This window comes from Methylobacterium sp. P1-11 (genome assembly GCF_008329595.1).
Classification (GTDB): domain Bacteria; phylum Pseudomonadota; class Alphaproteobacteria; order Rhizobiales; family Beijerinckiaceae; genus Methylobacterium.
The window spans coordinates 1-23376 of sequence record NZ_NPKS01000018.1 but is presented as its reverse complement, the minus strand read 5'-3'; the positions used below and the strand labels follow the sequence as shown (position 1 = coordinate 23376).

Below are 23376 nucleotides of genomic sequence, written 5' to 3'. Positions count from 1 at the left end.
CCGCGCCTGGGCGGTGAAGACCCGGTCTCAACCCTTGTAGAAGTCGATCCGCCGGTCGAAGACGATGTTGCCTTTGTCGTTGCGCACGACGTTGTAGCCGTGCAGGCCGTCACCGTTCTTGTCGAAGTTGTAGGTGCCCTCGGCGCCCTCGTGGCCGCGCACCGCGAGAATCGCCTCGCGGATCGCCTGCGGGTCGGTCTTGCCCGCCGTGTTGATCGCCTTGGCCAGCACCGTGACCGCGTCGAAGGTCCAGGACGATTGGTTGTCGGGGGCGACCTTCATCGCCGCCCGGTAGGCCTTGCCGAAGGCGCGGGCGGCGTCGCTCGATTCCTCGGCGTAATCGGCCACGCCGTAGGTGCCGTAGAGCGACGGTCCGGCGAGCTTCAGGGCGGTCACGTTGGTGATCGACGGGGAGCCGACCCAGGGTGCGGTGACGCCGAGCTGGCGCAGTTGCCGCGCGAAGATGCCGATGTCGTTCTCGAAGGTGAAGTACGAGCCGATCACGTCGGCGCCCGACTGCCGGATCGCCAGCACGACTGGCGTGAAGTCCTGGCTCTGGTTGGTGTAGCCCTGGTCGAGGGCGACGGTAGCGCCGCCCTGAGCGAGGCTCTCGGTCAATGCCTTGGCGCCGCTGGTGCCGAAAGCGTCGGTGGAGTGGATGATCGCCCACTTCTTCTTGCCCAGCCCGTTGACGCCATGCTCGGCGATCACCCGTGCCGAGAAGCTGTCGTTGGGGCGGAAGCGGAACAGCCAGGGATTGCCGAGTTGCGTCAGCACCGGATCGGTACCGCCGAAACAGACAGGCTTGCCCGTCTTCAGGATGTCGGGCGCCATGGCGTGGTTCTGCGTCGAGCGGATCGAGCCGAGGAAGCCAACGAGGTCGCTCTGCGAAGCGAGTTTTGAGAAGGCGAAGACCGCGCCCGGGTTGGTGGTCTGATCGTCCTCGGTGACGATCTCCAGCGGCTTTCCCAGCACCCCGCCGGCCTTGTTGACCGCCTCCAGGGCGATTTTGGCCCCGGCGAGCGCGTAGCGGCCGGCATCCGCGCCTGGCCCCGTCACCGGAAGCACCATGCCGATCCGGACCGTCGCCCCGGCGCCCTGTGCGCAAGCCGAGCGGATCACGCCCGGCGCAAGACCGCCCGCGAGCGCGGATGCGGCACCCGTCAAGAAAACGCGGCGCGTCGTCCTCATTGGCGTATCCGTCCCACCGCCGATGCTCGAGGCCGGCGTTGCCAACGATGGTCCATACTCCGCGCGGCGATGTCTATCCTGCGACAGGTTCGCTGGTCTGCTTCAATGAGAAGAAGCCTTCAGATCGTCACTCGGCGGCCTCCGGTGCGGCGCGGCGAACGGGACGAGCGATCGCGGAGAGACACGCACCACAGACACTCTATGTGTATTTTCAGGCAGACCTCCGACGCTTGTCTCGGGCGCGGACGAGATCCATGAGTTTTATAGAAGGTCTGTACGCTCGCGCGATCCTGCCAGCTTCGACACAACGCGAAGGTGATGGACCGGCACCCATGTGTCTCAGCCGCGCGGGACGTCGGCGTGCCTGCGGCTTGAGTCCGGAAGCGGGCAGGCCGCGAGCGGCGATGTCGGAGGTCATGCCCGGCTTCGTGACCTGAAGCCGCCTCGGCCGAATCGTTCGACGTCGATGGGAATGCCGCGCATCCCCGCCTCAGCCCCGCTTTGACAGAGGGTTCCGGCCGCTTGGCCTTTCGTTTTCCAGCAAACCGTTGCACCGTTGAACGCCCGACACGGGTCATCGGGCCCTGAGACGCTTGCAGTGCTCAGGGCAGCTGGGTCAGCGGGCGCGATCCTGCGACTCCCGCGATCCGTCCCCTCATCCGATCGCGAGGCCGAACATCCCATGGCGCCCATTATCACGACGGTCGAGGACCTGCGGCGGGTTGCCAAGCGGCGCGTACCGCGGATGTTCTACGATTACTGCGACTCCGGTTCGTGGACCGAGTCGACCTACCGCGCGAACGAGGCCGATTTCGCCGGTATCAAGCTCCGCCAGCGCGTCGCGGTCGATATGACCAACCGTTCCCTCGCCACGACGATGGCCGGCCAAGCCGTCGCGATGCCGGTCGCCCTAGCGCCCACGGGGCTCACGGGCATGCAGCACGCCGACGGCGAGATCCTGGCGGCGCGGGCGGCGGAGGCGGCAGGCGTGCCGTTCACGCTGTCCACGATGAGCATCTGCAGCATCGAGGATGTCGCGGAGAAGGTGAGCAAGCCGTTCTGGTTTCAGCTGTACTTCATGCGCGACCGCAGCTTCAACGACCGCCTCATCGACCGCGCGAAGGCGGCGGGCTGCTCGGCCCTGGTCCTGACGCTGGACCTCCAGATCCTCGGCCAGCGCCACAAGGACATCCGGAACGGCCTGTCGGCCCCGCCGAAGCTGACGCCGGGCACCGCCCTCGATCTCCTGACCAAGCCGCGCTGGTGCTGGTCCATGCTGCGCACGAAGCGCCGGACCTTCCGCAACATCGTGGGACATGTGGAAGGTGTGCGCGACACTCGCTCCATCTCCGCGTGGGCGGCGGACCAGTTCGACCCGCGCCTTGACTGGGACGACGTGAGACGGATCCGCGACCGCTGGCAGGGCCCCCTGATCCTGAAGGGCGTTCTGGACGTCGAAGATGCCGAGAAGGCAGCCGCGACCGGCGCGGAGGCGCTTATCGTCTCTAACCATGGGGGGAGGCAGCTCGACGGCGCCCCGTCGTCCATAGTCGCGCTTCCCCGGATCACGCAGGCGGTCGGCACGCGCATCGAGGTGTTGATGGATGGCGGGATCCGCTCGGGCCAGGACGTGCTGAAGGCCATCGCGCTGGGCGCGAAGGGCGTACTCATCGGGCGCGCCTTCCTCTATGGGCTCGGCGCCTACGGCCAGGCGGGCGTCGCCCGATCCCTGGAGATCATCCGCACGGAACTCGACACGACGATGGCTCTGTGCGGCCATCGCGACATCCGCGCCGTCGACCGGTCGATCCTCTGGACGCCCGCCGCGCAGGATACCCGCAACGATGCGCCACCCGCGCGCCGGATCGCGTCCTGACGGCGCGCGACAGCCATTTCGATGCAGAGCTTCCCTGCATCAAAATTTCCGATCCAGAGGCCTCCGTAAATCTTACTTTATGGCGTCGCTTGGCGGTCTAGTTTTTCCAGCCTGAGCCGAGATGAAATAATGAAATCGGTCGTTCGTATATTTGAGTGAAGATATCGGTCAGTCTCGGTTTGAGCAAATGGCCCTCTATTTGCAAAGCACCATCAGCCGATCTCATCAAGAGGAACAGCCGACGTGACATCCCTTCCAGCCTCTCTCATCGCCGTCTCGGTGCTGATCGCCTCGATCGTTCCGGTTCAGGCGGCCGAGAAGCTTGTCGTCAGCACCTGGGGGGGAAGCTTCCGTGATCTGATCGACGAGGCCATCGCCTCGAAATTCAAGGCCGAGACCGGCGCCGAAGTCGAGTACATTACCGGCGGCACCATCGACAGGTTGAACAAGGCCAAGCTCGCCAAGGGTTCGCCCGAGAGCGACGTCACTTTCACGACCGCCCATGTCGGCTGGCTCTACGTCAATGACGGCCTGTTCGAGACCCTCGACCTCGCGAAGATCCCGAACGCGGCGAACCTCGTCGATCAGGCCAGGGTCAGCCCCGCCCATATCGGCACCTGGGGCTACGTCTACACGATCGGCTACCGGGCGGACCTCGTCCCGACGGGGATGACCTTTGGCTCCTGGGCCGATCTGTGGGACCCGAGGCTGACGAACAGCCTCGCCGCGCCCGACTTCGACCCCAGTCACATCATCGCCGTCTCGGCGCTGCTCTCGGGCGGCGACCCGGCCACCTGGGAGAAGGGACAGGCCAAGCTCGAGGCGCTAAAGCCCAATTTCCGGGCCTTCTACACCAACGACGCCAACAGCCAGCAGCTCATCGCCACCGGCGAGACGCCGGTCCAGGTCGTCCTGACCATGAACGCCTACTACATGAAGGGCCAGGACGTGCCGATCACCGTGGTGATTCCGAAGGAAGGCGGCGTGCTCGGCATCGACACGGTGGCAATAAACGCGGGCTCCAAGAAAGCCGATCTGGCCTACAAGTTCATCAACATCGCCCTCGACCCGGCAGTGCAGGCCAAGATTGCGGAACTCAAGAAGGGCAGCCCCACCGTCACCAACGCCAAGGTCGACCCCGAAATCGCCAAGCTCCCGGGCGTATTCACCACGGCCGAACAGTGGAAGTCTCAGGCCATCAACATCGATCCGAAGCTCAGGGCCGAGAAGACCGCTGTGTGGCGCAAGTGGTTCGCCGAGAACATCATGGCGCGTTGAGGCCGGCTCTCTGATCCTCCGCCCCCTGCGCGGGCAGCGTAGGGTGGGGGTGGCGCAGCAGGCACCGCCCCGCCTCACCCTGAATCACCCCCACTTCCGGCTCCTCCCGACACAGCGGAGGAGAGCGTTCCGGGGAGCCCTATGAAATCCGCGATCCGCCGCCGGCCCTTCCTGCCCCTGTTCGTAACGCCGGCCGTGCTGGTGGCCACCGCGATCGTGGCCGCGATGGTCGCGATCCTGCGCTACAGCCTGCACGCCTACGTGCCTGGCTCCCTCGACGTCGGCGGGTTCACGCTGGAGAACTTCTCGGATCTCACGCGGCCGATCGTGCTGCGGGCGCTGCGCGACACCGTGCTGATCTGCTTCGAGACGGCGCTGATCACCTTGTTCGTCGGATATCCCGTCGCCTACGCATTGGTGCGCACGCGCTCGATCCTGCTGAAATCGATCATCCTCATCATCGCGGTGACGCCGCTCTTCCTGGGTGAGGTGGTGCGTACCTATGCCTGGACGGTGGTGCTCGGCAACACGGGCTTCGTCAACGCGAGCTTGCGCCAGATCGGATTGATCGACCGGCCGATCCAGCTCATGTTCACCGAACTCGGGGTGATCGTCGCCCTCGTCCACGTAACGCTGCCGGTGATGGTCATCATGCTGGCGGCAGCCCTCGCCCATATCGACCGCGACTACGAGCGCGCCGCCCAGAGCCTCGGGGCCGGGCCGGTGCGCGCCTTTCTCACGGTGACCCTGCCGCTCTCGATGCCGGGCGTCGTGGCGGGCTTCACCACCGCCTTCGCCTGGACCTTCAGCGCTTTCGCCACGCCCCAGGTGATCGGCGGCGGCAAGATCGGCGTCGTCTCGACGCTGGTCTATCAGCTCGGTCTCTCCTCCTTCAATTTCCCGGTCGCGGCCACTCTGAGCCTCGCCGGGCTCGTAATGGCGCTTGGCACGATGTGGCTCGTACGACGCGCCGCCCGTCCCCTCGAAGCCCTCGGAGGCCATTGATGCGCCGAGGCCTCAGTACCCAGATCCTGGGGATCTCCGGCAAGCTCCTCGTCGGGCTGATCCTCGCCTTCATCGTTCTTCCGGCCTTCGTGGTGACGCTCGCCGCCTTCAACGACCGGGCGATCCTGAGCTTCCCCCCGGCGAAGTACTCGACGCGCTGGTTTACCCGGGCGCTGACCTACCGCGACTTCCAGACAGGCCTGTGGAACAGTCTCGTCATCACCGCCTGGGCCTCGACCATTGCGCTCGCCGTCGGCACCGGCTTCGCGATTGCCCTGAAGCGTTACAGCTTCCGCCTCAAGGGGGGTCTGGAGGGCGTGCTGCTCTCGCCGCTGATCGTACCGCACTTCACCATTGGTCTGGGTCTCCTGGTCCTGGCGACCGGGATCGGCGCCGCGCGGGGCTTTCCCGTCGTGGTGCTCACCCACGTGATCGTCGTGCTGCCCTTCGTGATCCGCAGCGTCTACATCTCGCTCCAGAACATCGATGAGCGACTGGAACTCGCCGCGGCGAGCCTCGGTGCCCGGCCGGGCCGGGTGCTCGGCACCATCACCCTGCCGCTGCTGGCGCCCGGCCTCGTCAGCGGCTGGCTGTTCGCCGCGATCCTCTCCTTCAACGAGTTCACGGCCTCGCTCTTCGTGACGGGCCAGGCGACCCAGACCCTGCCGGTGGCGATGTACGGCTACGTCCGCGAGTTCGCGGACCCGACGCTGGCGGCGGTCTCGGTGATCTACATCGCGGTGACGGCCACCCTTCTGATCGTCGCCAACACGTTCCTCGGGCTCGGCAAGGTCCTGAATGTTGAGCAAGGCCGTTGACCTCCCCCCGCCGGCGAGCCTGCCCGGGGCCGCCGCAAGCCCGCGGGGCAACCCGGCGGTGCGCCTCGACGGCGTGGTGAAGCGCTTCGGCGCTGTGACCGCGCTGGAGGAGACCTGGCTGCAGGTGGAGCAGGGCGAGTTCCTGACGCTCCTTGGCCCCTCTGGCTGTGGCAAGACCACTCTGCTGAATCTGATGGCCGGCTTCCTGGAAGCGGATGCTGGCGAGATCTTCATCGGGGGCGACCTCGTGACGGCCACGCCGCCCTACGAGCGCGAGATCGGCATCGTCTTCCAGAACTACGCCCTGTTCCCGCACATGAGCGTGGCGAAGAACGTCGGCTACGGCCTGCGCATGCGTGGCGTCCCGAAGCGGGAGATCGCCGAGCGCGTGGACGCGGCCCTCGCCCTCGTGAAATTGACGGGGTTTGCCGACCGCTCTCCCCGCCAGCTGTCCGGAGGACAGCAGCAGCGCGTGGCGCTCGCCCGCGCCCTCGTCATCCGGCCGAGGGTGCTGCTCCTCGACGAGCCATTCTCGGCGCTGGACAAGAACCTCCGCGGGGCAATGCAGGTTGAGCTGAAGGAGATCCAGCGCCGGCTCGGGGTGACGACGGTCTTCGTCACCCACGACCAGGGCGAGGCGCTGAGCATGTCGGACCGGATCGTGGTGATGTCGGCCGGCAGGGTCCGCCAGCTCGGCACGCCGGATCAGATCTACCGGCATCCGCAGGATCGCTTCGTGGCCGGTTTCATCGGCGACGTGAACCTGCTGCCCGGTCGCCTCGAGGCCTGCGCGGGGGAGCGCGCTACGGTCGCGATCCGCGATTTGCGCCGCGAGGTCGCGGCCGGCGCCTTGAGCACGTGCGCGGCGGGCGCCGCTGTCGACGTGTTCGTGCGGCCGGATCATCTCGGCGTACGGCCGGCCGGCGAAGCGGGAACCCTGCCGGCGCAGGTCGCAGCCCTCGTGTACCAGGGCACCCACATCGATCTGCATGCCGATCTCGACGAGGGCGGGCGCGTGGTGGTGCGGGTTCCGGGGCAGGGTGCGCTCGCCACCTACGCGCCCGGAACACCGGTCGGCCTCCTCGTGCCTCAAGGCGGCCTCGTCGCCTTCCCGCCGGAGGCGTGATGCGGTTCGGCCCTTGCGGCGTCGCGCGTTGCCGGGCCGGTTCTGGCCGGGACAGGAACACACCCGATGAAGCTCCTCTACGCGAGAACCTCCCCGTACGTTCGGAAGGTCATGGTCGTCGCTCATGAAACCGGCCAGGCCGAAGCGATCGAGAGGGTGCCGGTCATCGCGACGCCGACAGAACGCAATCCGGAGACGGCGCGCCACAACCCGCTCGGCAAGGTGCCGACCCTGATCACCGGCGACGGAACCGCCCTGTTCGACAGCCGGGTGATCTGCGAATACCTCGATGTGCGTTCCTCCGGCCCCCGCTTGTTTCCCGAGGGCGAAGCCCGCTGGGACGCGCTCACCCGCCAAGCGCTCGCGGACGGATTGCTCGATGCGGCGCTGCTGCTTCGCTACGAGCGCGTCATGCGGCCGGCCCCCGCGCGCTGGGACGCGTGGGAGGCGGGCCAGATCGCGAAGATCGGCGGCGCCCTCGACCGAATGGAGGCTACGCTCACGCGGGATGCGGGCGAAGTCGATATCGGCGCGGTCGCGGCGGGCTGCGCCCTCGGCTACCTCGATTTCCGCTTCCCCGATCTGGCCTGGCGGAGCGGCCGGCCAGCAGCGACCGCGTGGTACGCGGCCTTCAGCCAGCGTCCGTCAATGGTGCACACGACGCCTGATGCCGCCTCCGCCTGATCGAAGCGGAGGCCGGGTCAACGACAGGGCCGCTTCGGTCCCGTAGGGTACCTCAGCGCACACGTCGCGGCCGGACGGCCACTCGGCAAGGGAGCCCCGGATCGTCGACGTGGGACGCGATCGTGACGTGCAGGTGGAGCCGGTGAGTGTCATGCCCGGCCGCGGAGGGTGAACTGCGCCGCGTTGGTGCCTTCGTGCAGGACAAGCACTTCCAACCAATCGGCTCCCGCCAGGGTCAACACGTCAGTCGCTCGTTTCGGCCGGGTCGGGCGGTCGGCGGCTTCGGATTTTCCGAACCAAAACCACGGCAAGTGCTTATTGTTGCCGACGGCCGGATCGATATCCTCGGCCTCCTCAGTCTCAACACAGGCGCTGTCCGGGTGGCTGCTCCAGTGGCGGGAGAGCCGCCCGGCGCATCGCCGCAACCGTGTCCCCCGCTCCCGGAGGTAGGAACGACCCGATGACCGTCCACAAACGGATCCGGCCTTTCAACACGCGCGACACCTATCCGGAGCAGCAGATCGACAACGATCTCTGCCAGACCGTGGTGGCACGGGGGCAGATGGTCTTCGTGCGCGGGCAGATCGGCCAGGATCTCGACACCTCCGAGAGCGTCGCTGTCGGCGACGCGGCGGGTCAGGCCGAGAAGGCGATGGCCAATATCGCGATGCTTCTGGAGGAGGCGGGCTCGAAGCTGGAGGACGTCTGCAAGATCACGATCTACCTCGTCGATCCGCGCTATCGCGAGCCGGTCTATCGGACCGTCGGGCGCTGGCTGAAGGGCGTCCATCCGGTCTCGACCGGGATCGTCGTCTCCGCGCTCGCTCGGCCCGAATGGCTCGTGGAGATCGACGCCATCGCGGTCATCCCGGAGGACGCGTGACCTTCTCGATCGTGGCGCGCTGCGCGTCGACCGGCATGTTCGGGGTCGCCGTATCGTCCTCCTCGCCCGCGGTGGCGGCGCGTTGTGCCCACGCCCGTGCCGGAATCGGCGCGGTCGCGAGCCAGAATGTCACGGATCCTGCGCTCGGTCGCCGTGCCCTCGACCTGATGGCGCTCGGCGCCGACGCCGCGGAGGCCGTCGCGGTCCTGCGGCGGGCCGGCGGAAAGATGGAGTACCGCCAGGTGCTCGCCGTGGACGCCGCCGGAGGCGCGGCGATCCATTCGGGCCCCAGGGCGCTCGGGATCTGGGCGGAGGCGCGCGCCGCGGACGTCGCCTGCGGCGGCAATCTCCTCGCGGATGCGGGTGTCCCCCAGGCGATGGTCGACGCCTTCCTTGGCACGTCGGGCCATCTCGGTGACCGTCTGCTCACTGCCATGCGGGCCGCGCTGGCCGCGGGCGGCGAGGCCGGACCGGTCCACTCGGCCGGGCTGATGCTGGTGCGCGAGGTCGCGTGGCCCGTCGCCGACCTGCGGGTCGACTGGACCGAGGATTGCCCGATCGCGGCGCTTTCCGCGCTGTGGGACCTCTATCATCCGCAACTCGACGCCTACGTTACCCGCGCCCTCGACCCGGTCGCCGCCCCGAGCTACGGAGTACCGGGCAACCTATGAACGGTGACGGGGCGCGCGGCGGCATTCCGGTCGGCTTGGCTGCTCGCTGAAAGCGGCGGATGCGGTTCACCCTGCGCCAACTCGAATACTTCATCGCCGCCGGCCAGACCGGAAGCATCACGCTCGCATCCGAGCGCATTCACATCTCACAGCCCTCGATCTCGACGGCCATCGCCCATCTGGAGCGGGAACTCTCGGTGCAGCTCTTCGTGCGCCACCACGCGCAGGGGCTCTCGCTGACGCCGATCGGGCGCGAGGTGCTGCGCGAGGCCAAAGCCCTCGTGGAGCAGGCCGAGGGCCTCTACACCCTGGCCTCAGAAGCTGGCGGCCAGGTTCGGGGGCCTCTCTCGCTCGGCTGCATGGTGACTCTCGCACCGATGCTGGTGCCTGAACTCGCCCACGCCTTCACCACGGCCTTCCCCGCCACGCAGATCCGCTACGTCGAGGGCGATCAGGAACAGCTGATCACCGGCCTGCGCCGTTCCGAGACCGAAGTCGCGCTGACCTACGATCTGCACGTGCCGAACGACATCCACTTCACCCCCCTTGTCGATCTGCCGCCGCACGTGCTGGTGGCGGAGGGGCATCCTCTCGCCGAACAGGCGGCGGTCGCGATGGCCGACCTCGTCGACGAGCCGATGATCCTGCTCGACCTGCCGCTGAGCCGCGAATACTTCCTCGCCCTCTTCATGGCCGAGGGTCTGCAGCCGAAGGTCGTTGCCCGCTCGGCGCATCAGGAGGTGGTGCGCACCATGGTGGCAAACGGCCACGGCTACACCCTGTTCAACGTGCGCCCGCGCTCCGATCTCGCCCTCGACGGGAAGAGGCTCAAGCGGGTGCGCCTCGCCGGCACCCACCGCCCGATGCGCATCGGCCTCGCACGCCTGAAACAGCTCAATCGCTCGCGCCTCGTGGAAGCCTTTGAGACGCATTGCCGGGCCTTCATCTCGGATGCCTACATCCCCGGCATGGTCGCCCCGGCCATCGAGAGGCGCGTGCCGCGTTGACCCTCCTCGCCCCCGCGCAGCCGGGGCGGGCAGGCCCCGATCCAGTCACGGCAGAGAGATCCTTCAAGGAAGGCCGCATGACCGCTCCGATCCCGATCCTCTTCCTGAACGGCCCGAATGCCAACCTCTACGGGCTCGATCCCAGCGGCACCTACGGGACGGAGAGTTTCCCAGAGTTGAAGGCGCGTTGCGAGCGCCACGCCGAATCCGTCGGCGTCGCCCTCGATTTCCGGCAATCGAACCACGAGGGCGTGCTGATCGACTGGATCCAGGAGGGGCGGGGGACGGTTGCGGGTCTCGCCATCAACGCCGCCGGGCTCACCTACACCTCGATCGCGATCCTCGACGCGCTTCTCGCCTTCCCCGGTCCCATCATCGAGGTGCACATGAGCAACATCTGGAAGCGCGAGCCCTTCCGGCACCATTCCTACATGTCGCGGGCGGCGACCGGTGTCATCGCGGGGCTCGGCGGCTTCGGTTACGAACTCGCGATCACAGCCCTCGCAACCCGAGTGCGCGAGGCGCGGACATGAGCGAAACCCTAGTCTTCGCGAGCGCGGTCGATCCGGTCGAGCCCTGGCGCACCGCGTTGGAGGGGCTTCTGCCGGATCTTCGCGTCAGGACGCCCGAGGTGATCGGGGCGGAGGACGATGTCCGCTACGCCCTTGTCTGGAAGCCGCCCGCTGGGTTCTTCGCCCGCTACCCCGGCCTCCGGCTCGTCACCATCCTCGGCGCGGGCGCCGACGCCCTCGCCGGCCGGGACGACCTACCCGATGTGCCGGTGACGCGCCTGTCCGACCCCGAAATGGCGCGGATGATGACGCATTACGTGCTGTTCGCAGTGCTGCGCTATGCCCGCAACATTCCGACTTTCGAGGCAGCCCAGCGTGCCGGCCGCTGGCACTACGTCCATCCGCGCGAGGCCCGCGAAATCCGGGTCGGCGTGCTCGGCTTGGGCGAACTCGGCGGCGCGGCAGCGCTCGAACTCGCACGTCAGGGCTTTTCCGTCGCCGGGTGGTCCCGCACGCCGAAGACGCTGCCGGGGATCGCCTGCCACGCGGGCCCGGATGCGCTGATCCCGTTCCTCGCGCAGACCGAGATCTTGCTGGTGATGCTGCCGCTTACGCCCGAGACCCGGCGCCTGATCGGAGCGGCCGAGATCGCCGCGCTGCCGCGGGGCGCCAAGCTCGTCAACGTCTCGCGCGGGGCGGTCATCGACGAGGCGGCCCTGGTGGCGGCCCTGGCGTCGGGCCATGTTGGCGGCGCGACCCTCGACGTCTTCGAGACCGAACCCCTCGCCGACGGGCACGCGCTCTGGGGGATGGAGAACGTCCTCGTCACGCCCCATCTCGCCTCGGTCGCGATTCCGGCCTCGGCCGCCCGGCAGATCGCCGAGAACATCCAGCGGGTGCGGGCAGGTCACGCCCCGGCGCAGCGCGTTGATCTTACAAGGGGATACTGACAATGCCCCCTTCGCGGGTCGGTGGGAAGCGCCAGGCCCGCGGACGCGCCCATGGGAGTTCCTATGGGCTGTCGCAACGCGCTCGCTTGCGGCGCGCTCTTGCACCGACCCGGCATCAGAGGCGGCCGTGACCGCACTCCTACGGGTCAGCTGATCGCCTAGGCCTGGCGCGCATCGTCCTCGCCCCTGCTTGTGAGGAGAGGTCTTCCTGACCCGTGTTCGGGCCTGGAGGGCGCTGGCAGGCGAGAGCGAGAGCGAAGGAGGCGCGTGAATCCGTGGTGACGGGCCGGAGACGGCTCGGCTCGGACGCGCGGAGACTGCCAGCGCGCCCTTTCATCGGGCGCAGGAACACATTCCGTCTCGGGCATGGAATCCCGACGGATCCGCCGCTCATCAGCGCGTATAGGCGTCGTAGTTGCGCTGAATGACGATATGGTCGGCAATGTGCTTGGCGTCCTGCCAGCATCCGTAGATGAAAGCCGACGCACGGTTCGTCAGATCGGGAAGTCCGAGGAAGTATATACCGTTCTCGGCCGAGACGCCCCGCTTGTGCAGTGGCATGCCCTGCTCGTCGAACGCATCGACGTCGAGCCAGCTGAAATCATATTTGAAGCCGGTGGCCCAGAGAACGGTCGTGATGTTGAGCGCCCTGATATCGAGGCTGGCAATCGGCTGCTTGAGACAGGCCGGATCTTCGAGGAGCTGCCACGCTTCGGGCTCGGGCGGCAGGTCCATGCCTTTGCGCTCGATATAGGCGTCGGCGTCCCGCAGGACTTCGAAATAGGCCTCATCGCCTTGGGCGATGTTCCTCTTGAGGTCGTCCTCGAAGCGCAGGATGCCGTCCTCGTAAGCTTTGGTCACCCCGACGAGCGTCACCCCCATATGGGCCAGTCGCCGGAAGTCCACGGTCCGCCCGCCTTCGTAGCCGCTCACGGCGAAAGCGACGTGCCGCTTCTTGCGCTTCGACTTGACCTCGTCCCAAAGGCCGAGCGCGCCCAGCCACCATGTGTAGTCGCGCTGGCGATAGGCACGGGGCGGCCGGTAATGCTCGCCGACCGAGAGATACACCGTCTTGCCGGCCTTGCAGAGTTCCTCGGCGATCTGCGAACCCGAAGCGCCGCATCCAACCACCAGCACAGCGCCAGCGGCCAGTTGCTGAGGGTTCTTGTAGGCCGAGGAATGCAGTTGATCGATCGGCGCATCGGTCGGAATGATCTCCGGAAACGACGGCACCTGAAACGGTCCGGTCGCCGCCACGACTCGCCGAGCCTCGAAGACGCCGTCCGAGGTGGTGATGGTGTATCCGGGCCGGCCCTGGCTGTGCTTGACGTGCTTGACCTCCACGCCCGTTCGGATCGGAGCCTCAATCATCGTGGCGTAATCGTCGAAATACTGTGCCATCCGGTCTTTTGCAGGAAATGCATCCGGGTGCACGTCCTCGAATTTCAGGTTCGGAAATCGGTCGTGCCAGGCCGGACCGTTGGCGACGAGCGAGTCCCAGCGCATGGAACGCCAGTTCTCCGCAATGCGGCTGCGCTCAAGAACGATGTGCGGAATACCCAATGCGCTGAGATGCTCGCTCATCGCGATGCCGGACTGGCCTGCCCCAACGACCAGGGTGTCGGTGGCTTCGACTGACATATCAGCTCCAAAAACGTCCCAGGCGCTCTGAACGCAGACGCGCGCGATGCGCCGTCAGGCGCGGACCTTCGATCTGCCTTAGTGAGGATCACGAAAGTTGTTGCGAGTATTGAAGTTGCTGGATCTTGACAGCACAAGCACGATTTTCTTATCGCACGCTTCGGAAAAAGCGAACTGCGCGACCCCCGGTCAGAGCATCAGGACCCGAAAGACCAGCTCGAGCCGGGCGGGACGCAACGATCTGACCGCACGACGGTGCGACACCGTAAGTGCGACGCGGCGATCCGACGCCCCGAACGCGTCTCAGCGTCGACAGGTCGGTCTGGCCCGGAGCTGAAAGGGTAGGGTGGCCGTTCGGGCCATTTGTGAAGCTGCTGATCCTCACGGCGCAGCGGCGCGACGAGGTCGCGGGCCTCACGCGGACCGAGCTGCACGAGCAGGGCACGGAATGGCACCTGCCGGCAGCACGATCCAAGAATGGATCGTCGCGTATCATCCCGCTGAGCGGATCGGCGCAAACGGTCTTAAAGGCTCTCCCGAGGATCCAGGGCGACCTTCTTCTAACCACGACAGGGGAGGGGCCCATCCGAGGCTTCTCGCGCGCCAAGGTCCGCCTGGACAACGAGATCAAGGCGGCCAACGGCGACACGAGTCTGGTGGCACGGCGAAGCGGACCCGGACGCCGATCGAGCTTGGTTGGTCCAAGATCTCATCAGCGAGACCGGCAAGGGGTTGATGCCCGGTCAGTGGGGCTGCGGGAAGACCTTCACGGCCATCGACCTCTCCGCGTCCGTGATGACCGGCCAGCCGTTCGCGGGACGACGTGTCATCCGACAAGGTGGCGTCCTGTTCGTCGCCCGATCCGCCTCCGCGGCCTCGTCCAGGGCAAGCTCGGCTCCGAACCCGACGAGCACTTGCCTTTCGCTTGGATAGACGACTGCCCCCGCCTCCTCAACACAGAGGCGGTCGCCCAACTCGTTGCGGTGGCAAAGGCGGCTGAGCATCTGCGCCAGGTCTTCGACCTGCCACTCGCGCAGATCATCGTGGACACCGTCGCGGCCGCGGCCGGCTTCGGCGATGAGAACTCAGCCGCTGAGGCGCAGCGGGTTATGAACGCCATGGAGGCGCTGCGCCGCCAGACGGGGGAGTTCGTGCTCGGAGCGACCACTTCGGCAAGACCACCGAGACCGGCACCCGGGGCTCCTCGGTAAAGGAAGCGGCTGCGGTTCTCGCTGTGCTCGCCAACCGTGATGAGGGTGGCGCTATCAGCAACACGCGCATGGCGATCCGGAAGGTGCGCGGTACCCGCAGCGGGTACGAGATCCCTTTCGACTTGGAAGTTGTCACCGTCGGCGAGAACTACGACCGCGAGCCGATCACGACCTGTGTCGTGAACTGGCAGACGGACCGCACCTCTACGTCAGCCGTCGCGGCCAGAAGGGAGCGCTGGCCGACATCGTCGAAAGTGTTCCGCCAAGCCCTTCTGACGAGCCTCGCCGACCATGGCATCCGCGCGTGGCCGTTCGGCAACGAGGGCTCTGAGGTTCGTGCCGTCGCTCTGCAAGCTGTCAGGACGGCGCTCTTCTCCATCAACCCAGCCGATGGGGATGACGAGGCCAAGCGGTCAGAGGCCAAGCGCAAGGCGTTCAACCGAGCCGTCGAAGCATGCCTCGGCCGCAGCCTGATCGGCTCGGTGACCCTGAACGGCGTCGACCACCTCTGGCTGATCGAGGCGTCGGAGTGAGTCCCGCGACCGAACGGACAGGACAGATCCCCAGGGTTTTGCCCTGTCCGTCCGGTGTCGGACGCCGGACAAACGGGACATCTGCCCGGATTGTCCGCATTTTCCGGCCGCGAGGCTTAGGCGGCTTTGTCGTCGATCACCGGCACGGCGAAGAACTTGAACGGGTCCTCGAAAACCCCGCCTTGCGCATCCATGGCATCGGCACAGTGCTGGCTCTCGATTGTCGTCGAAGGTCGAGAGGAGAAAGTGGCGGTAGGCGCCTCTAGGCTCGCGGCTCTGATTTGCTTTTCGACTTCGCCCTCATGGGTCGAATGGCAGAACATCCAAGGCTCGCCATCCTTCTCGATCGTCACGTAGGCCATGGGCATCTCCTGCGGTTCGGCAGGGACAACGCAGCAGGATGCGATTGGGCAGCGGACGATGTGGCCAAATGGTGGTCCGGCAGGACTATCACCTGACCCTAGATGCCGGCGCTCGCTGCGCCTGCTTCGGCAGCCTGCTGAACGGTCGCTCCCTCGCGTAGGGCCATGGCAATGGCGGTCGACATCGTATCGACGGCCATGGCGCGATCCTCTCCGTGGTCGTAGGGGCTGTTCTCGCCAGATCTCAGCCGCCCATAGTGGCCGCTCGGATACCTCGTATCCAATCGATCCCTGAGCAACTTGACGGCGGCGTTGTAGTCACTCTCGAAACTGCGCGCCCGGCTCGAATACTCGCCCTCGAAGACACCGGCCTCCTTATCCGCAGCGACCGAGTCGGCGCGTCGTTCGTGTCTGCTGCCGAAGATGATCTGCATCATCTTGGAAAGCAGCCAGCTAAGGAACTGCATGGTAGCCCTCCGATGGGTCGGCGCTGGCCGCGCCTAACCGGCCTGAGTCGATGCAGATCAAAGCAGCGGCCGCGAGTTCGGTATCGAGCCGATGACGGCGCGGCAGCGTGCACGGCGTGGCCGGCGGACCGGACGGGCGAAGAAGGTCGGCGATCGCCTGCAACTTCACATGCGCAGCCAACCAGAGCCGAGCGATGGGCGGATCAGCGCCGGCCGCCGCCAGTCGGTTTCGTGTCGTTCTCGATCGCCCGCATGGCGTTCTCGAAGGCCTTTTCCTCCGTCAGGAATGCGCGGTCCGATCGCTCGGACAGCTTACCGTACTTCCGCAGCGCCCAGCCGAACTGGCCTTCCGGCTTCTTCAGGGGCTCGATGGTAATAGAGTAGGGGTGCGGCACGTCGTTCGTCATGGCCGAGCTATGCCGACCATGCCCGTCGGCTGCAAGCACATCTCTCAGTCACGAAGCGACCGGCTTGCCAGGCGGTGACGTCACCAGAAATCTTCGCCGATTAGCGCGCCGCTCCGGTCGAAGGTGCCGCGCCAACCTCTATCGGGCAGACGGACTGTCACTAGTGTCTGACCAGCACCCTCATCACTGCCGGCTTTGATCCGCGCATCGACCTGGCCTTGACGCTCCATGCGCCTCAGGTCCGTCGCGCTCATGCCGAGACACAGCGCTAGCTCGCGGGGGTCGACGATCCAATCGCCCAGATGTCCGAAGGTGAGCCTCATGGGGCGGCCCTTCATCAGTTCGGCAGCGGTAGCGAGGCAGCGAGTGACGATAGCGCGCCTAGGCTTGAGGCAGGCCGTGGCGCTCAACCGATGATCAACCGGATCAGCAGGCACGCCACCGCCGAGCCCGAGAGTGCGATGCCGAGTAGATATGGGCTGGGAAGTTGATCGCCCAAGTTGACGTTTTCACCCCATCGATGAGCCGGCTTGTTGGCAGCCGTTCCGCTTGCCGAGCTGGTGTTCACGTCTCGATAGATGTGCGCGCTCATGGCGAATTCCTTCCAATGGTCGAGCTTGCAGAAATTATCCGACCACTCCTTGCGTGGTTCAGTTCTCGGATCGGCACTGGAAAACGAAATTCGAAGGCGCGACAAATTAGCATGAATATCCGGCATTGGATATAACGAAGCATCCCGCTCCATAACTAAGGCCGACAAAGCGACAGCGGGCGAATTTTAGATAGCTACGGCAGCATCTTGCTGCGGCGCATCATGTAATCCATCGTTCTAGCTGCGCAGTGATTGAGGCGTAGTCACATCATGACCAATTCTCTCCGACGAGACGCTTTGCTCCGGCTGAAGGCCGAGACCGATCTCGCCCGAGCGGTGGAGACCACCGCCGGTCAGCGCGGCCAGACGATGAGTGAATTCACGCGCCAGAGTCTGCGCGCTCACCTCGCCCGTCACGGTGTCGGCTCAGCCCGGATGACGGTCCTCGCACCGCCGGCCGCACCCGCCCTCGCTCGTGCAGATTGAGGGAGACCGGCTTGAACCTTCCGGTCGCCAACATCCGCAACGACCGCCATGTCGCCTCCTATGTCAGCCTCGGCCGCAGCCGGCCTGACCTGAAGCCGGTGGTGTTGGATACACCGCGCAGCGCGACGCGGATTTGCGCTGAGCGCGACGCCGCCCAGGGCGAACGCGAGGCCCTGGAAGCCAAGCCGGTCCGTCGTGCTGCTGAACGGCACCTCCGACGACGTGGCTGCCCTCGACCACCGCATCGCTCTCACCGAGATCCGGCTCGACCAGCTGGAGGTGCAGCACGCCGCCGCGGTGCTCGCCGAGGCTGAGACCAGGGCGGCTCACGAGACCGAGCAGAAGCGCCGCAAGGATCTGCACCGCAAGGCCATGAAGACTTCTGCCGAGGTTGCCAAGCTCGCCGATGAGTAGGTCATCGAGGCCAACCGCTTGATGCCGCTACTGGAGAAGATCCGCGAGCGGGCCGCGCTCATCGAGGCCGCCAACTTCGCCTTGCCTGACGGCACTGAGCCAGTGCCACCCGGCGAGCCCCGCTGCAGCGGTCTCTCCCGAGATTGAGGACGTCACCATGACCACCGGCACGTCACTCCATCTGCTGACGGTCTTCGTGGTCGTCGCCGTATTGCTGATCCATCGCACCTCTCCTTTGCTGAGAACTGCAACTGCCGCGCCGACACGAACCCGCCGGGCCGACTCGCCCAATCAGCGGAGGCCGTCGTGGTTAACGAAACCTTGCCGCGAGACCGGGTCGACGTCCGTGATGTGCTTCACGCTCGCCGTCTTGGATTGGGGCTGCATCGCTTGAGGAAGGTGGGACCCATCAGGGCTCTCCGCACGGAGGGTGCCCGGTCAAGCGAGTTCCCGGGTCCTTCCAAGCGAGGGGAGAACCTGAGGGTCCGCCCGAGCAAAGCTTTGTCTAGGTGCAAAGTCCCAAAACCATGCAACGCGCAACAGGCAACTCACGCAACATGGCAACAACTGAGACCAGAGCCGCCTTCGCCCGCCGTCACGGGGTGAACCGTTCGACGGTTGGCCGCTGGGAAGCCAAGGGCAGCCTCGTGCTGACTGTTGATGGCCTCGTGAATGTCGAGGCATCGGAGCAGTTGCTGTGCGGCCGGGCGGAAACCTACCGGGGCGGCAAGGTCAAGGGGCCGAGCGCTCGGAAGGACCGTCCGAGTTTTTGCCCAGATCCGGGGCATGGATCGGTCCAGGATCGACCGCAAGGATTGGCCGCCGACGGCGGGGGTCGGGCTGCCCGGGAGAAGGCTAGGAAAGCGTTCGAGGCGATGCAGAAGGGCGAGGGCCGCCTCGATGCCTCAGCCGGACGTGCAGGTGTCGTGGGAGGCCCGCACATCGAGAACAACGGCAGCGTCAGCGTCGTCGTGCAGCGGCCAGGACCGGACACGAACGTCCGCACCTCGACCGCCGGCAACCTCTTCAAGGATGTCGTCTTGCGGAAGGGACGGACGATGGCTTCGGCCGGGGGCGGTTGAGCGTCAGCCTCTTATCGAGCCAACTTCGCTGCACGAATTGGCGGAGCCACACTCGACGGATTGGATGCAGCGAACGAGGCTACGAAGCCGGCCAGAGAGCGCACATCATCTCGCTGCCGCGGATCCCGAGCGACCGCCTCTGCCTCGCGTTCTAGCCGAAGGTTACAGGCTTTCGAGGGCAGCCCGACGTCCGGCGTGCAAGCGTCGTGGTGAGCACATGCTGCATCGAGAGCGTCGATTGGTGGCAGCGGGGCGTTGTTGCCGGGGCCGCAGTAGTTGCCGTGAATGAGGAGCTTGGCGCCGCCATTTGCGGCGGGCTGTGCCAGGGCCGGAGCAGCCCACGAGGCGATCAGGAAGATCGGGGCGGCGAAGCTGATGGCGGTGCGAGTCAACATGGTGGAGACCCTCCAGCACCCACGCCCCACAAGTCACGTTGGCGATGACGGTGCAGTGGCGAGAACATCACTACAATCCAGCCTGCGCTGTGCTTGAGAGCACAAGCCCCGCGACGAGTGCGCCCTACCAGCGCGGCCGAAATCGGAGCCTCAGACAAGCCGGTTAGAGACGTGGTGCCGAACCGCGTCTTGTGGGTGTGCGTGGCCCGCTTCCGTCGCCCTTCGCGACGTTCTCTCATAGGCCCTTTGAGATGCAGCTACGAAGGCTTCGGCGAGTTCGCGGCTCAGATCATCCACGACGAGCCCGGGCGCAATAACTGTGCAGCGCCCATCACAGTTTTCCGAGATCGCGAACTCCGGCATTTGACCTCTCCGGATGCAGTCCTTCCCAGAGAGTCTCGGCTGTTTCGATCGCGCGTCAATACTCCATTCGAAGACCTATTGCATGATGTCAGCATGCCCCCTCAGTCAGCAGCAAATCTCATCCGCGACATCGTGCAGACCCACGGGCAGCAGATGGCGAAGGTGACCGGACCGGTATTTTGGACCGGGCCATTTGCGAGGCGACTGCATGGTCGCTGCCATTGGTGGCCGGAAGGCCCGATCCGGGTCGCTGACAGGCGCGGGCGGGCGGTAGCCTAACGACGAATGCGGGCGGACGCGGTTGTCTGTGTTTCGCCGTAGACCGATCACGATCTGCGCTTCTTTCAGCGAGTAGAAGATCTCCTGACGCAGGCACGCATCACGAAGGTTCCCGTTGAGGCTCTCGCACTACCCGTTCTCGCACGGCGAGCCCGGAGCGATGTACTGGATCTGCGAGCCAGGACGCACTTGCGCAGTGCTTTGGAGTTCATCTCCGGGCCATTGTCACAGCGGATGTGCTCCGGGATGCCGTGCAGGCACATGGCGTCGGCCAGCGCCTCGATCACGCCGACGCTGTTGATGCGCCGCGCCACCTTCAGCGCCAGGCAGACCCGGCTGTGCGCGTCGATCAGCGTCAGGATGCGCAGGCTCCGCCCATCGTGCGTCTGGGCTTGGACGAAGTATCCCCAACTCCTCTGGTCCAGGCTGATCCTCTCAATCAGCCCGGTCCAAAGCCGGACGGTCAGGTCAGGCACCGCGGCTCTGGCCTTTGGGACCGGTAGGCATGTTCAACCTCTGCTCCGATTGTTCATTTGAACCAGCCGGGTCAGAACCTCTTCAAAGCTCGAATCTCTTTTGACGCCATCCACGACGGCTGCTGTCGCGATCAAATCGCGCTGCATGTCGGGATCCAACAAGGGCCACGCCAGGATCACGGCCGCCCCTAACTGGGCCAAGGCGATGTTGTCTCGCTCGCCGTGGGTCTCGATGAGCGCACGATCTTGATCGGCCATGGAATCCTCCTGCTTGCCGCCAAGCATACGGCAGCCGGATGGGACGCGCGAGTGTACGGAACGAGAATGCGGAACGGTCCAAATGGGGGCAGATCTTAAATTGAGGCGCTGCCAAGTTTTGTGCTGGCACTGCTTTGTATAGCTTCCTCGTCCGCAATCGCTCTATCAATTGCCTCAATCTCAGCCTGAACGTTCTGGATACTCTCCTGCTGATCCACCAGCTTGCGGCGATCCATTACCATGTCGTTGCGGAGCTTCCGCAAGGCTTCGACCGGACTTAGCATGTCTAGCTCCTATCGGTACGAGCCGCTCTGGGCCCTCGCCGTTCTCCTCGATGAAGATGACGCCGGCGGCTTCGAGGGCGGTTCAACGCCTCAACGGGTGCGGCCCAGATCATAGATCGGGAACAGTCGCGTCGAGCCACTCCGCAGCCCCCAGCAGTGTCGGGAATGTGTGCTTTGCGCGCTCGAACGGCGCAGGGAAGGGCGGGCTGTCGTCTAGGGTCTCGGCCATCCAATCGCCCTCGCGACCGTCCTCGGACACGTCTCTGACGAGGCTACCGACCACCTTGCCGTCGAGGACGAGATCGAAGCTGCCCGCGGCGAGCCGTTGAAGGATGTAGGTCATCGAGTTTCCAGATTGGACGCCGCGCCACGCGACATCAACGCGGCAACGCCGGGCGAGGATGTCAGTTCGCCCCCTCAGGACCGTCCCGGTGCCGCACGTAGCCCTGGCCGCTGAGCTTACTCTGCATCATCCGGATCCAGGCTCCCACCTCTCCGTACCGGCGGCGTTTCTGAGTACAGGAACCGTCGAGATACCCAGCCTTAGACCTTCCGGTAGCGCACGAACACCCAGTTGCCGTTGCGCTCGCCAGTCGGAACGATCCCGCGTCCATCGGGCGGGATCACACCAACGATCTTGGCGTCGGCCGTAGGAAACTCGCGGACGTTCAGCACGTCGTTGGGCGCGGTATCAATCACCCGCAGGGTCTGCTGCGCCTGTGCCGAGCCGCCAGCTATTACCGCGAGCATCGCGGCTACCCACACCTGCTTCATTTCAGATAGCCCTTTGCCTTCAGGTGCTCGGTGAGGATCTGGCGGATGGCCTCAGATCGATGCTGTCCGTCGGATCCATCCTCCGATCGTCGTGCGCATTCAGGAGCCAAGCGCAAGCCTGCGCGACCTCGCCGGGAAGGCGCGTCTCATGATCACCGAGCACGACGACGGCGACCAGTATCAGGGGCATCGCGCTCTCATCGCACTCTTGAACGAGGTGGTGGCGCTATGCGGCTGATCTACGCCTTCCTTGCAGTCCGGATGCTCCGGCTGGCCCGCTTCGACCTGTTCCGGCACGAGCTGCTGATGGCTGATGCGGATGCGGCTCTAGCCCGGTCCAGGCAGCGAGTGCGGATCGCCGAGGCCCTGGCTGCTCGGGCGGATCTGCCGTCACGGGCGGCACTGCGGTGACGCTTACTGGTAATGTTGCCGGTGAGAGCATCCACGCCCGCGACGGCGGCTTGAGGGACACACCAGTCCGCGAGTGTGGAGGTCGAGCACTCTCGACGCACCCGAAATGCAGAACTCCAGAAAAGGGTTCAATTCCAGCGCAGCGCATCCACGCTCGCCCCCCAGCCCGCCGGACTAGAAGGATTGGGGGCCAGTATTCAGTTCAGCGATGCCATATGGCGGCCCGACGGAGACCACGGCCGGGCCTTAAGCCCTCAACGGTAGACGATGCAGCTGTTGACGTCCCCGGTCGGCAGGAACTCGCAGTTGGTGACCAGTGGGATCACTCCATCGTCCGTCAAGGTCGAGACGGCCGCCTCGCTGATCGGCGGGGAGGTCAGCATCACTGTGCCGAACGCCAGGGTGGCGGCGGCGAACGCGAGAACGAACAGCAGGAAGTTGCGCTGGAGCGCGGGGAGCAAGGCAGTGGCCATGGTTGTCCTCCCATGCAGCGCAGTCGGTGCGCAGGATCGAAGGCTAGGCTCGGATGCCAGGCAAAGCGTCCCTCGAATGAAGGAGGAACATGTGATTTCAAGCGAACGCCGCCGAGGGTTCACCATCCACGCCCGCCGCAACAGCTGAGGGGCATATCCGCGAGCGGGCGTGGATGCGCCGTGAGACGGTCGAAAACTCACTGGCATGACAATTAAGCACGGCGAGGCTTGCCAAACCGTGACTGCCCTTCACGGACGCCGCCCGCGCATCCGGCGCGGGCGTGAGATCACGAACGTGTGACCGCCCGCCGTTACCCGGTGCGTTACCCAGAAGCTTTTTGGAGAGCCCGAAAACCGAGCTAAGTGACTGGTGCTGCGAGAGAGGATTGAACTCTCGACCTCTTCATTACCAATAGAGCGTGCCGGCATATGTTCCGACTCCGTTTGCGCGCTGTGCGCGATGTGTT

General features: G+C 65.7%; 32 protein-coding genes and 2 pseudogenes. 20 read left to right on the top strand and 14 right to left on the bottom strand.

What is annotated here, in order from left to right; translation table 11 throughout:
* Nucleotides 1-27: 27 nt before the first annotated feature.
* Complete coding sequence (locus CIW48_RS18670; RefSeq protein ID WP_149312103.1) at nt 28-1191, bottom strand: ABC transporter substrate-binding protein; 1164 nt, start codon at nt 1189-1191, stop codon at nt 28-30.
* A 682-nt stretch (nt 1192-1873) separates the two neighbouring features.
* On the opposite strand from CIW48_RS18670, the gene CIW48_RS18665 reads away from it, so the two are divergent.
* From CIW48_RS18665 to CIW48_RS18615, 11 genes are all read left to right on the top strand, one after another.
* Nucleotides 1874-3067, top strand: coding sequence for an alpha-hydroxy acid oxidase (locus CIW48_RS18665; protein WP_149312102.1), 1194 nt, complete (start codon nt 1874-1876; stop codon nt 3065-3067).
* Nucleotides 3068-3310: 243 nt separating this feature from the next.
* On the top strand, nt 3311-4345 hold the full coding sequence (locus CIW48_RS18660; RefSeq protein ID WP_197739357.1) for a polyamine ABC transporter substrate-binding protein: 1035 nt from the start codon (nt 3311-3313) through the stop codon (nt 4343-4345).
* A 141-nt stretch (nt 4346-4486) separates the two neighbouring features.
* Nucleotides 4487-5350, top strand: coding sequence for an ABC transporter permease (locus CIW48_RS18655; RefSeq protein WP_149312101.1), 864 nt, complete (start codon nt 4487-4489; stop codon nt 5348-5350).
* Nucleotides 5350-6168 carry an ABC transporter permease gene (locus CIW48_RS18650; protein ID WP_149312100.1) on the top strand — a complete coding sequence of 273 codons (819 nt, stop codon included), beginning with the start codon at nt 5350-5352 and terminating at the stop codon, nt 6166-6168. The genes CIW48_RS18655 and CIW48_RS18650 overlap by 1 nt, the downstream gene beginning before the upstream one ends.
* Nucleotides 6149-7294, top strand: a complete 1146-nt coding sequence (locus CIW48_RS18645) for an ABC transporter ATP-binding protein (RefSeq protein WP_149312099.1) — start codon at nt 6149-6151, stop codon at nt 7292-7294. Before CIW48_RS18650 ends, CIW48_RS18645 begins: the two co-directional genes overlap by 20 nt.
* Before the next feature lie 66 nt (nt 7295-7360).
* Nucleotides 7361-7978 (top strand): glutathione S-transferase, encoded by a 618-nt coding sequence (locus tag CIW48_RS18640; RefSeq protein WP_149312098.1) that lies wholly within the window; start codon nt 7361-7363, stop codon nt 7976-7978.
* 460 nt (nt 7979-8438) lie between these two features.
* The gene (locus CIW48_RS18635; RefSeq protein WP_091776717.1) at nt 8439-8861 is read left to right on the top strand and encodes a RidA family protein; all 423 of its coding nucleotides are present in this window, start codon (nt 8439-8441) and stop codon (nt 8859-8861) included.
* The gene (locus CIW48_RS18630; RefSeq protein WP_149312097.1) at nt 8858-9532 is read left to right on the top strand and encodes a DUF1028 domain-containing protein; all 675 of its coding nucleotides are present in this window, start codon (nt 8858-8860) and stop codon (nt 9530-9532) included. Before CIW48_RS18635 ends, CIW48_RS18630 begins: the two co-directional genes overlap by 4 nt.
* 59 nt (nt 9533-9591) lie before the next feature.
* Nucleotides 9592-10539, top strand: coding sequence for a LysR family transcriptional regulator (locus tag CIW48_RS18625; RefSeq protein WP_091776720.1), 948 nt, complete (start codon nt 9592-9594; stop codon nt 10537-10539).
* A 77-nt stretch (nt 10540-10616) separates the two neighbouring features.
* Nucleotides 10617-11072: a type II 3-dehydroquinate dehydratase gene (locus CIW48_RS18620; protein ID WP_149312096.1), complete on the top strand. Its 456-nt coding sequence runs from the start codon at nt 10617-10619 to the stop codon at nt 11070-11072.
* A complete protein-coding gene (locus CIW48_RS18615; protein WP_149312095.1) occupies nt 11069-12001 on the top strand; it encodes a glyoxylate/hydroxypyruvate reductase A in 933 nt (310 codons plus the stop codon). The genes CIW48_RS18620 and CIW48_RS18615 overlap by 4 nt, the downstream gene beginning before the upstream one ends.
* 393 nt (nt 12002-12394) lie before the next feature.
* Here the strand turns inward: CIW48_RS18615 and CIW48_RS18610 are convergent, their stop codons facing one another.
* Nucleotides 12395-13642: an NAD(P)/FAD-dependent oxidoreductase gene (locus CIW48_RS18610; RefSeq protein ID WP_149312094.1), complete on the bottom strand. Its 1248-nt coding sequence runs from the start codon at nt 13640-13642 to the stop codon at nt 12395-12397.
* A 693-nt stretch (nt 13643-14335) separates the two neighbouring features.
* Between CIW48_RS18610 and CIW48_RS34555 the strand changes: the two are divergent.
* The 3 genes and pseudogenes from CIW48_RS34555 to CIW48_RS34070 all read left to right on the top strand — a co-directional run.
* A pseudogene (locus CIW48_RS34555) lies at nt 14336-14575 on the top strand (AAA family ATPase); the annotation flags it as partial.
* Nucleotides 14557-14853 carry an AAA family ATPase gene (locus CIW48_RS34550; protein ID WP_281407359.1) on the top strand — a complete coding sequence of 99 codons (297 nt, stop codon included), beginning with the start codon at nt 14557-14559 and terminating at the stop codon, nt 14851-14853. The pseudogene CIW48_RS34555 and the gene CIW48_RS34550, both read left to right, overlap by 19 nt.
* A gap of 23 nt (nt 14854-14876) precedes the next feature.
* Complete coding sequence (locus tag CIW48_RS34070; protein ID WP_246695315.1) at nt 14877-15386, top strand: hypothetical protein; 510 nt, start codon at nt 14877-14879, stop codon at nt 15384-15386.
* Between the two features lie 116 nt (nt 15387-15502).
* On the opposite strand, the gene CIW48_RS18600 is transcribed toward CIW48_RS34070, so the two are convergent.
* The 5 genes from CIW48_RS18600 to CIW48_RS18580 all read right to left on the bottom strand — a co-directional run bounded on the left by CIW48_RS18600 (nt 15503) and on the right by CIW48_RS18580 (nt 17214).
* Nucleotides 15503-15748 (bottom strand): hypothetical protein, encoded by a 246-nt coding sequence (locus CIW48_RS18600; protein ID WP_149312093.1) that lies wholly within the window; start codon nt 15746-15748, stop codon nt 15503-15505.
* A 98-nt stretch (nt 15749-15846) separates the two neighbouring features.
* A complete protein-coding gene (locus CIW48_RS18595; protein ID WP_149312092.1) occupies nt 15847-16215 on the bottom strand; it encodes a hypothetical protein in 369 nt (122 codons plus the stop codon).
* Nucleotides 16216-16418: 203 nt separating this feature from the next.
* The gene (locus CIW48_RS18590; RefSeq protein WP_149312091.1) at nt 16419-16622 is read right to left on the bottom strand and encodes a hypothetical protein; all 204 of its coding nucleotides are present in this window, start codon (nt 16620-16622) and stop codon (nt 16419-16421) included.
* Nucleotides 16623-16702: 80 nt separating this feature from the next.
* A complete protein-coding gene (locus CIW48_RS18585) occupies nt 16703-16945 on the bottom strand; it encodes a DUF6522 family protein (protein WP_149312090.1) in 243 nt (80 codons plus the stop codon).
* An 83-nt stretch (nt 16946-17028) separates the two neighbouring features.
* On the bottom strand, nt 17029-17214 hold the full coding sequence (locus tag CIW48_RS18580; protein WP_149312089.1) for a hypothetical protein: 186 nt from the start codon (nt 17212-17214) through the stop codon (nt 17029-17031).
* Between the two features lie 270 nt (nt 17215-17484).
* Here CIW48_RS18580 and CIW48_RS18575 point away from each other — a divergent pair, with 270 nt between their 5' ends.
* The 4 genes from CIW48_RS18575 (at nt 17485) to CIW48_RS18560 (ending at nt 19196) form a co-directional block, all read left to right on the top strand.
* A complete protein-coding gene (locus CIW48_RS18575; RefSeq protein ID WP_149312088.1) occupies nt 17485-17700 on the top strand; it encodes a hypothetical protein in 216 nt (71 codons plus the stop codon).
* A 195-nt stretch (nt 17701-17895) separates the two neighbouring features.
* Entirely contained in the window at nt 17896-18114 is a 219-nt protein-coding gene (locus CIW48_RS18570) for a hypothetical protein (RefSeq protein ID WP_149312087.1), read from the top strand.
* Nucleotides 18115-18271: 157 nt separating this feature from the next.
* Complete coding sequence (locus tag CIW48_RS18565; RefSeq protein ID WP_149312086.1) at nt 18272-18508, top strand: hypothetical protein; 237 nt, start codon at nt 18272-18274, stop codon at nt 18506-18508.
* 115 nt (nt 18509-18623) lie between these two features.
* Complete coding sequence (locus CIW48_RS18560; RefSeq protein ID WP_149312085.1) at nt 18624-19196, top strand: hypothetical protein; 573 nt, start codon at nt 18624-18626, stop codon at nt 19194-19196.
* Nucleotides 19197-19207: 11 nt separating this feature from the next.
* Here the strand turns inward: CIW48_RS18560 and CIW48_RS34065 are convergent, their stop codons facing one another.
* From CIW48_RS34065 to CIW48_RS18525, 6 genes and pseudogenes are all read right to left on the bottom strand, one after another.
* Complete coding sequence (locus tag CIW48_RS34065) at nt 19208-19591, bottom strand: hypothetical protein (protein WP_149312084.1); 384 nt, start codon at nt 19589-19591, stop codon at nt 19208-19210.
* A 468-nt stretch (nt 19592-20059) separates the two neighbouring features.
* Nucleotides 20060-20652 (bottom strand): annotated as a pseudogene (locus CIW48_RS18545) (integrase core domain-containing protein); the annotation flags it as partial.
* Between the two features lie 90 nt (nt 20653-20742).
* Entirely contained in the window at nt 20743-20967 is a 225-nt protein-coding gene (locus CIW48_RS18540; RefSeq protein ID WP_149312082.1) for a hypothetical protein, read from the bottom strand.
* 95 nt (nt 20968-21062) lie between these two features.
* Nucleotides 21063-21251, bottom strand: coding sequence for a hypothetical protein (locus CIW48_RS18535; RefSeq protein WP_149312081.1), 189 nt, complete (start codon nt 21249-21251; stop codon nt 21063-21065).
* Between the two features lie 109 nt (nt 21252-21360).
* A complete protein-coding gene (locus CIW48_RS18530) occupies nt 21361-21594 on the bottom strand; it encodes a hypothetical protein (RefSeq protein WP_149312080.1) in 234 nt (77 codons plus the stop codon).
* 200 nt (nt 21595-21794) lie between these two features.
* Entirely contained in the window at nt 21795-22025 is a 231-nt protein-coding gene (locus CIW48_RS18525) for an SH3 domain-containing protein (protein ID WP_246695314.1), read from the bottom strand.
* Between the two features lie 91 nt (nt 22026-22116).
* Between CIW48_RS18525 and CIW48_RS33325 the strand changes: the two genes are divergently transcribed.
* Both CIW48_RS33325 and CIW48_RS18520 read left to right on the top strand, forming a co-directional pair.
* Nucleotides 22117-22263, top strand: a complete 147-nt coding sequence (locus CIW48_RS33325) for a hypothetical protein (RefSeq protein WP_173009306.1) — start codon at nt 22117-22119, stop codon at nt 22261-22263.
* Nucleotides 22254-22436, top strand: coding sequence for a hypothetical protein (locus CIW48_RS18520; protein ID WP_149312079.1), 183 nt, complete (start codon nt 22254-22256; stop codon nt 22434-22436). The genes CIW48_RS33325 and CIW48_RS18520 overlap by 10 nt, the downstream gene beginning before the upstream one ends.
* 254 nt (nt 22437-22690) lie before the next feature.
* Here the strand turns inward: CIW48_RS18520 and CIW48_RS18515 are convergent, their stop codons facing one another.
* Complete coding sequence (locus CIW48_RS18515; RefSeq protein WP_149312078.1) at nt 22691-22909, bottom strand: hypothetical protein; 219 nt, start codon at nt 22907-22909, stop codon at nt 22691-22693.
* Nucleotides 22910-23376: the final 467 nt, after the last annotated feature.

What these genes read in the sequence shown, in the direction of transcription:
- CIW48_RS18670 (WP_149312103.1), bottom strand. Translation starts at nt 1,191, where the DNA reads ATGAGGACGACGCGCCGCGTTTTCTTGACGGGTGCCGCATCCGCGCTC.
- CIW48_RS18665 (WP_149312102.1), top strand. Translation starts at nt 1,874, where the DNA reads ATGGCGCCCATTATCACGACGGTCGAGGACCTGCGGCGGGTTGCCAAG.
- CIW48_RS18655 (WP_149312101.1), top strand. Translation starts at nt 4,487, where the DNA reads ATGAAATCCGCGATCCGCCGCCGGCCCTTCCTGCCCCTGTTCGTAACG.
- CIW48_RS18650 (WP_149312100.1), top strand. Translation starts at nt 5,350, where the DNA reads ATGCGCCGAGGCCTCAGTACCCAGATCCTGGGGATCTCCGGCAAGCTC.
- CIW48_RS18645 (WP_149312099.1), top strand. Translation starts at nt 6,149, where the DNA reads ATGTTGAGCAAGGCCGTTGACCTCCCCCCGCCGGCGAGCCTGCCCGGG.
- CIW48_RS18640 (WP_149312098.1), top strand. Translation starts at nt 7,361, where the DNA reads ATGAAGCTCCTCTACGCGAGAACCTCCCCGTACGTTCGGAAGGTCATG.
- CIW48_RS18635 (WP_091776717.1), top strand. Translation starts at nt 8,439, where the DNA reads ATGACCGTCCACAAACGGATCCGGCCTTTCAACACGCGCGACACCTAT.
- CIW48_RS18625 (WP_091776720.1), top strand. Translation starts at nt 9,592, where the DNA reads ATGCGGTTCACCCTGCGCCAACTCGAATACTTCATCGCCGCCGGCCAG.
- CIW48_RS18620 (WP_149312096.1), top strand. Translation starts at nt 10,617, where the DNA reads ATGACCGCTCCGATCCCGATCCTCTTCCTGAACGGCCCGAATGCCAAC.
- CIW48_RS18615 (WP_149312095.1), top strand. Translation starts at nt 11,069, where the DNA reads ATGAGCGAAACCCTAGTCTTCGCGAGCGCGGTCGATCCGGTCGAGCCC.
- CIW48_RS18610 (WP_149312094.1), bottom strand. Translation starts at nt 13,642, where the DNA reads ATGTCAGTCGAAGCCACCGACACCCTGGTCGTTGGGGCAGGCCAGTCC.
- CIW48_RS18600 (WP_149312093.1), bottom strand. Translation starts at nt 15,748, where the DNA reads ATGGCCTACGTGACGATCGAGAAGGATGGCGAGCCTTGGATGTTCTGC.
- CIW48_RS18595 (WP_149312092.1), bottom strand. Translation starts at nt 16,215, where the DNA reads ATGCAGTTCCTTAGCTGGCTGCTTTCCAAGATGATGCAGATCATCTTC.
- CIW48_RS18590 (WP_149312091.1), bottom strand. Translation starts at nt 16,622, where the DNA reads ATGACGAACGACGTGCCGCACCCCTACTCTATTACCATCGAGCCCCTG.
- CIW48_RS18585 (WP_149312090.1), bottom strand. Translation starts at nt 16,945, where the DNA reads ATGAGGCTCACCTTCGGACATCTGGGCGATTGGATCGTCGACCCCCGC.
- CIW48_RS18580 (WP_149312089.1), bottom strand. Translation starts at nt 17,214, where the DNA reads ATGAGCGCGCACATCTATCGAGACGTGAACACCAGCTCGGCAAGCGGA.
- CIW48_RS18575 (WP_149312088.1), top strand. Translation starts at nt 17,485, where the DNA reads ATGACCAATTCTCTCCGACGAGACGCTTTGCTCCGGCTGAAGGCCGAG.
- CIW48_RS18565 (WP_149312086.1), top strand. Translation starts at nt 18,272, where the DNA reads ATGACCACCGGCACGTCACTCCATCTGCTGACGGTCTTCGTGGTCGTC.
- CIW48_RS34065 (WP_149312084.1), bottom strand. Translation starts at nt 19,591, where the DNA reads ATGTTGACTCGCACCGCCATCAGCTTCGCCGCCCCGATCTTCCTGATC.
- CIW48_RS18540 (WP_149312082.1), bottom strand. Translation starts at nt 20,967, where the DNA reads ATGGCCGATCAAGATCGTGCGCTCATCGAGACCCACGGCGAGCGAGAC.
- CIW48_RS18535 (WP_149312081.1), bottom strand. Translation starts at nt 21,251, where the DNA reads ATGCTAAGTCCGGTCGAAGCCTTGCGGAAGCTCCGCAACGACATGGTA.
- CIW48_RS18530 (WP_149312080.1), bottom strand. Translation starts at nt 21,594, where the DNA reads ATGACCTACATCCTTCAACGGCTCGCCGCGGGCAGCTTCGATCTCGTC.
- CIW48_RS18525 (WP_246695314.1), bottom strand. Translation starts at nt 22,025, where the DNA reads ATGAAGCAGGTGTGGGTAGCCGCGATGCTCGCGGTAATAGCTGGCGGC.
- CIW48_RS18520 (WP_149312079.1), top strand. Translation starts at nt 22,254, where the DNA reads ATGCGGCTGATCTACGCCTTCCTTGCAGTCCGGATGCTCCGGCTGGCC.
- CIW48_RS18515 (WP_149312078.1), bottom strand. Translation starts at nt 22,909, where the DNA reads ATGGCCACTGCCTTGCTCCCCGCGCTCCAGCGCAACTTCCTGCTGTTC.